The sequence below is a fragment of the Microbacterium sp. genome, assembly GCF_035277845.1.
Classification (GTDB): domain Bacteria; phylum Actinomycetota; class Actinomycetes; order Actinomycetales; family Microbacteriaceae; genus Microbacterium.
Genome location: NZ_DATEJS010000041.1, coordinates 1 through 4590, shown reverse-complemented (window position 1 = coordinate 4590; position 4590 = coordinate 1). Strand labels below are relative to the sequence as shown.

Sequence of the window (4590 nt, the reverse complement as noted above, 5' to 3'; positions counted from 1 at the left end):
CTGCTCGTCGTGTGCACCGGCAACATCTGCCGCTCGCCCCTCGGCGAATTGCTGCTGCGCGCCCGGCTGGCGCCGCTCGGCGTGCACGTGCACAGCGCGGGCACGCGCGCCCTGGTCGGGTCGGGGATGCAGGCCGAGTCGCAGCGGATCGCGCGGGCGCACGGCGTCTCGGCGCAGGATGCCGCGTCCCATCGTGCGCGTCAGGTGACCGAGCCGATGCTGCTGCGGGCCGACCTCACCCTCACGATGACCCGCGCGCAGCGCACCGGCGTCGTGCAGAACTCCCCGCGGGCCCTGCGGCGGGCGTTCCCGGTGCGGGAGTTCGCTGCGCTGGCCGAGCTCGTGCCGGACGAGGAGCTTCGCGAATCGGCCCGCGCGGCGGTCGCCGCCTCGGGCACGGACACCCTGCGCACCCGGCTCGCCGGGGCGATCAGCTGCGTCTCCGCGCGCCGCGGCCTCGTGCCGCTCGGCACGGACGCCGACGACGTCATCGACCCGTACCGGCGACCTGCCGAGGTCTACGACGAGTCGGCCGCGCAGCTGCTGCCCGCGATCGACACCGTCATCCGCGTGGTGAGCGCGGTGCTGCCCGACCCGAGCGCCTGACCGGAGCTCCGGCCGGCTCCCGGCACGGGGAACGGCTCAGACCGCCGTGCGCGGCACCGGGTCGGGGTTGATGAGCTCCGGCGCGGTCTCCTCGGGCATCGGCTCGTCGCGGAAGTAGTCGCCGTGGTACTGGTAGCCGTAGTACGCGGCACCCGCCCCGCGGCGCGGAACGCGGTTGAGCACGATCCCGAGCGTGCGGGCGCCCGCGCGCTGCACGTTGCCGAGCGCCTTCTCGAGCATCTCGTGGGTGGTCTTGCCGGCCGATGCGACGACGATCACGCCGTCGGCGCTGTGACCGAGCACGGCGGCATCCGTCACCGGGATGAGCGGAGGCGCGTCGATGATGACGATCGCTTCGCGGGCGATGGAGTGCACCAGGTCGCGCATGCGCTCCGACCCCAGCACCTCGCTAGGGTTCGGCGGGATCTTGCCGGCGCCGATCACGAGCAGGTTCGAGGAGCCGCGCACGCGCTGCACCACGTCGGTGACCTCCGCACGGCCCGAGAGCACGTCGGTGAGTCCGGCGCCGCTCGCGAGGCTGAAGATCGAGTCGACCATGGGGCGCCGCAGGTCGCCGTCGATGAGCACGACGTGCTCCCCGTTGGATGCCAGCACGACGGCGAGGTTCGACGCCACGGTGCTCTTGCCGTCGCCGGGCAGCGGGCTCGAGACGACGAGCACGCGGGGCGGGTTGTCGACGTCGAGGAACTGGATGTTGGTGCGCAGCTCCCGCATGGCCTCCGCCACCGGGAACAGATGCGCGTTCTGGCTGCCGGTCGAGTTGCCGCCGTCGAACGGGATCAGGCGGCTCTCGGCGGTGAAGGTCTTCTCGTTCGGGATGGTCCCGACGACGGCGACGCCGGTCTCGCGCTCGACGCGCTCCACGGACCGGATGCGGCGGTCGAGCCGGTGACGCAGCAGCGCGTAGGCGAACGCGATCGCGAGCCCGACGAGCGCGCCCAGCGCGAGCGCGAGCTTGACGTTCGGCGAGGACGGGGCCGTGGGCAGCCGCGCCGAGTCGATCGGCTGCAGGAACGTCGCGCCCTGCTTGTCCTGGTTGCCGCTCTCGAGCTTGTTCACCTCGAGCGCCATGCTCCGCACCCACGACTCGGCGATGTCGCGCGCCTGGATCGGGGTGCTCGCGTCGGCGGTCACGCTGATCGAGAGGGTGTTCAGCGGGTTGGTGACCGTGATCGTGTTGACGAGCGTCTCGGGCGACGAATCGAGTTTCAGATCTGCGATCACGCGTTCGGCGACGGCGCGCGAGGAACCGAGGTCGACGTACGTCTTCACGCGTGACTGGGCCAGCGTGTTCCCCGCGACGGCCGTGCCGACGTCGGTGCTGGGCTTCGACTGCACGACCGCGCTCGCATCCGCCGCGTACTCCTTCGGCTGGAACAGCGTCCATCCGAAGCTGACGACCACGCCCGCGAGCACGATGACCAGCATCCCGACCCAGTGCGCCCGAAACAGCCGCAGGTAGTCGCGCAGTTCCATTCCGCCCCCTTCATGAACGTGAGCCGCTCGGACTCACGCGATCTCTCAAACCTAACCGCGCCTCAGCGGTTGATCAGTTCCCGCCGAACAGCTGCCCGCAGCTCGGCGCAATCGTCACCTTCGTGTCCCGGGCCGTCGGCGAGTGCCGCAAGTCGAGCGGCCCCAGCTTCCCGCCCGGCAGCTTCACCGTGTACGACACCGTGATCGACTTGCCCTGGGGCACGAACACGGTGTGGCTGACCGCGGTGTTCCCGTCCTCGATGCCGCTCCGCTCCCAGTCCGCGACTTCGCCGGTCTTCGGGACCGTCTTCACGATCGTCGCACCCGGGGGCGCGAACGACACGACATCCAGGATCATCGTCGTGCGCGGCAGCCCGAACCGCCAGTTGCGCCCGCCGAGCGTGTAGTTGCTCAGGATCGTATCCGGGATCGAATTGTGCAGGGTCATGTACTCGGTGATCGTGCGCGCCTGCGCATTGCACTGGGCGCTGATCGACGAGGTCAGGTGGTATTCGAGTTTGCCGACCGACGAGTCGTTGAGGTACATGCCCAGCTGCGTCGTCTTGGCGACGCTCGTCTGCAGCGATCCGTCGAGCCCCAGCTGCACGGCGAGCGCCTGCGCCTTCGGATCCGTGAAGTTGAGGTAGATCCGCTGCTCCTGCGCCGAGGTCGTGAGCGCCTCGAGCATCTTGGTCGGGTCCCACGGGGTCGAGGTCAGGTGGTCGAACACGCGCTTGGACACGTCGGCGAAGAACGCGTCGGATTCAGGGCCGGTGGGATAGCGCTCGTACGCATCGCTCAGCAGAAGCTTCACCGCGTTCGCGGATGTCACCGTGTCGCCCGTCGCGAGCTTGACCGGTCCTGCCACCGCGAGCATGTGCGAGAGCACGACCGGGTCGATCGAGATCACCCCGTCGAACTTCTGACCCGAGGAGTGCTTCCAGAGGTCCTGCAGCAGCCGCGCCGTCGTCGGGAAGTTCGGCGTCATCGTGTAGTTCGCCTCGTACTTCGGGAAGGAGGAGAAATACAGCTTGGTGACGGCCGGGGGCAGCTTCGTGAACTGGATGCCGGCGGTGCCGTCGGCGACGAAGGTCGCCGTGCCTGCCTGACCGGCTTCTTTGAACTTGCCGTTGTCGACGGTCATGATCATGCTCGCCGCCGGGTTGCCACCGGTGGCGCGGATCTCGGCGTTGTTCTGGAAGATCAGCAGATAGGTCTTCTTCCCGTCGCCTCCGATGATGTCGAGCAGAGTCGGCAGGTACTTCTGCACGGACTCGAGGGTCGGTGTCGCTCCGTTGATGAGCGATGCGACCTGCGCCACGGGTTTCGCGACCACCGGCATGAGCGAGGCCTGGTTGATCGGCGCGATCTGGCCCTGCGCCGCCCGGAAGGCGTCGGTGATGTCGGGGATGGCATCCTGTGCCTTGCGGAACGGGGCCAGGTTGAGTCCCCCGCCCTTGAGCGCGAACTTGTCGCCGTTCAGGCTCGACACGACTTCGAGGCCGGGGGGCAGCGCATTCTCGGCCAGGATGTTGACGGCGCGCGTCACCCGGCGCACGGCATCGACGTTCTGACCGACCATGGGCACCTGGGCGGCGATGCCCCACAGCGGGCCGTCGACGATCTGGACGGCGGATTCGACGTCGCCGGTGATCTGGCCCGCGGTCGCGGAGAGCTTCTTCTGGTCGCCGGTCTTCATGTCGGCGGAGAGCGTCGCGATCCCGGCCTGCGCGCTCGCCAGCGACGCCTTGACCTGGTTGACCTCGTGCATGAAACGGAAGCCGGCGATGCCCGCTCCGACCAGCAGCACGAACACCACGGCCCCCACGCTGATCCAGATGCGGCGACGACGACGGCGACGCGCCGATCGGTCATCGCCTGACCGGTGGCGGCCGCCGTGCGAATGGTGCGGGGTCGAGCGCGACGAGATGCGGGGCGATCGCGAGGAGGCCGCAGGCTCACTCTCGACGCCGTCCCAGAGCCCGAGGGGCCCGTCGAACGAGCCGTTGCCGGCTCCGCGGGGCGCGTCGGGCGTCTCGGGCGTCATGTCGGCAGGCACCGGACCATCTTAACCGCGCGTGATCGTACCCCTTGGAGCACGCGTCGGTTCCCTGGGAGGAGACTCCTCGTCGGCTATGATGTTCAACGGTGCATCCAGGTGATCGGGCGCCAGGCACGCCGGGTCACCTGTGCTACATGCCGGGGGGAGACGAGCAGCGCTATGGCGATCGATGAGTTCATCGGGTCGCAGCCGACAGGCGCGATCGACGATCTCGGTCTCGGTTCTGGGCGACCTCGTCCGCCGGCGGCATCCCCGTCCCGGCGTCGTGCGCCGTGGCGCCGCCGCTACGAGCGTCGCCTCGCGATCTCGGACTTCCTCGTGCTCGTGACGGTGGTGTTCGGCACACAGCTCACGTGGCTGGGACTTGACGAATCGGTGTCCACGCCGTCGGGCAGCGGCCTCGGCACCGTCCCGTACTGGGCCTT

3 protein-coding genes and 1 pseudogene are annotated in these 4590 nt (G+C 69.3%); 2 read left to right on the top strand and 2 right to left on the bottom strand.

Annotation, left to right across the window (positions count from 1 at the left end):
• Positions 1-606: low molecular weight phosphatase family protein (locus VJR25_RS01580; RefSeq protein WP_324111822.1), on the top strand; the 606-nt coding region annotated here is incomplete at its 5' end.
• Positions 607-642: 36 nt separating this feature from the next.
• On the opposite strand, the gene VJR25_RS01575 is transcribed toward VJR25_RS01580, so the two are convergent.
• On the bottom strand, positions 643-2103 hold the full coding sequence (locus VJR25_RS01575; RefSeq protein WP_324111820.1) for a polysaccharide biosynthesis tyrosine autokinase: 1461 nt from the start codon (positions 2101-2103) through the stop codon (positions 643-645).
• A gap of 73 nt (positions 2104-2176) precedes the next feature.
• Positions 2177-4162, bottom strand: a complete 1986-nt coding sequence (locus VJR25_RS01570; protein WP_324111818.1) for a DUF4012 domain-containing protein — start codon at positions 4160-4162, stop codon at positions 2177-2179.
• Positions 4163-4324: 162 nt separating this feature from the next.
• Between VJR25_RS01570 and VJR25_RS01565 the strand changes: the two are divergent.
• A pseudogene (locus VJR25_RS01565) lies at positions 4325-4590 on the top strand (sugar transferase); the annotation flags it as partial.

Excerpts from the sequence above, each read along its gene's own strand:
- VJR25_RS01575 (WP_324111820.1), bottom strand. The coding sequence starts at position 2,103 with ATGGAACTGCGCGACTACCTGCGGCTGTTTCGGGCGCACTGGGTCGGG.